Annotated in this window: 1 protein-coding gene; it reads left to right on the forward strand. The window is 68.2% G+C overall.

Features of this window, described 5'->3' with window-relative positions; translation table 11 throughout:
* Window positions 1–111: 111 nt before the first annotated feature.
* The gene (locus tag KV557_RS41725) at window positions 112–1,521 is read left to right on the forward strand and encodes an IS4 family transposase (protein ID WP_218207340.1); all 1,410 of its coding nucleotides are present in this window, start codon (window positions 112–114) and stop codon (window positions 1,519–1,521) included.
* Window positions 1,522–1,535: the final 14 nt, after the last annotated feature.

Here is a 1,535-nt window from a genome sequence, read left to right on the forward strand (position 1 = left end):
CAACGCCGTTGCGTTTGGGTCTTGAGCTGCACGTCAAGCCCTGCTGAATGACGCAACGGGACGTCCTGATAGATCAACTTGTGCTGAGCAAGACGATCACCGGGAGTCCCGTTGCAGGAGAAGTCTGTCATCACGCGCACGATCGAGACGGCCGGGGGTGTGTACGCACCCGGCCACCTGGGTGAGTTGACCCAGATCGTGGACTTCTCCCTGGTGGACGCCGTGCTGGACGAGACCGGGACACGGGAGCGGCGCCTGCGGCTGTTGCCCTCGCGGGTGGTGGTCTACTTCGTCCTCGCGCTGGCCCTGTTCGAGCATGACTCCTACCGGAGCGTCTGGGGCAAGCTGGTAGCCGGACTGGAGGGCCTGCCCCTGGTGCGACCGGCCGTCTCCTCGCTGTCGCGGGCCCGGCGGCGGATAGGGGCCGCACCGCTGCGGCTCCTGTTCGAGACGCTGGCCGGCCCCGTCGCCCGTCCCGGACAGACGGGCGTGTTCTATCGCGGCCTGCGCACCGTGGCCGTGGACGGCACCCTGCTGCACACACCCGACGACGAGGCGCTCATGTGGCGCTATCCGAAGCGGATTGGTGAGGTGATGGAGTTCGGTTACCCACTGCTTCGACTGCTGGTCCTGATCGAGTGCGGCACCCGCGCCCTGATCGCCGCCGCCTTCGGCCCCGAATCAGACGGCGAACTCACCTACACGAAACGCCTATTGGACGCACTGGACACCTCGATGCTGCTGCTGGCCGACGCGGCCTTCGACGGCGGTGAGTTCCTGCGCGACGTGAAGGCCACCGGTGCACAGTTCCTGGTGCGCTCCTCCGCCCGCCGCGTCCCCACCCCCGACGGGCACCTCGCGGACGGTTCCTACCTGGCGAGGATCGGCTACGGCGTCCTGCCCGTCCTGCTGACCGTGCGCGTCATCGAGGCGTCGGTGACCGTCACCCTCGCCGACGGCACCGCCCGCACCGAGCAGTGGCGCCTGCTCACCAGCCTGCTCGATGACGACCGCCACCCGGCATCCGACCTGGTCCGGCTGTATCACGAGCGGTGGCAAGCGGAAACGACGTACTTCTCGATCAAGGCGACGATGCTCGACGGCCGAGTCCTGCGCTCCCACAGCCTGAGCGGCCTGGACCAGGAGGTCTACGCCCTGCTCGCCACCTACCAGGCGCTCATCCGTGCTTCCGCCGACGCCGCCAGTACCCGTCCCGGCCTGGACATGGACCGCATCAGCTTCACCGTCCTGCTCCAGACGGCCGCCGACACGGTCACCACCGCCAGCAACATCACCTCCCCGGCCGGTCCCGCCGACCTGCTCGGCTCGATCGGCCGGACCGCCCTGAACACGCTCCAGCCTGCCTGGCGCCGCCCTCGCGTCAAGGCCCGCAGCCGCAAGAACCCCACCAGCAAGTACGGCCCGAACGCCGGACAGCACCCCCAGAAAGCCCAGACCTATACCTTCCGCGCCGACATCACCTTCTTCGAGCACGGACTCGCTTCCCGCCCTCGAAGCTAAACGCAACGGTGTTG

The organism is Kitasatospora aureofaciens (assembly GCF_019192735.1).
Lineage (GTDB): Bacteria > Actinomycetota > Actinomycetes > Streptomycetales > Streptomycetaceae > Kitasatospora > Kitasatospora aureofaciens_A.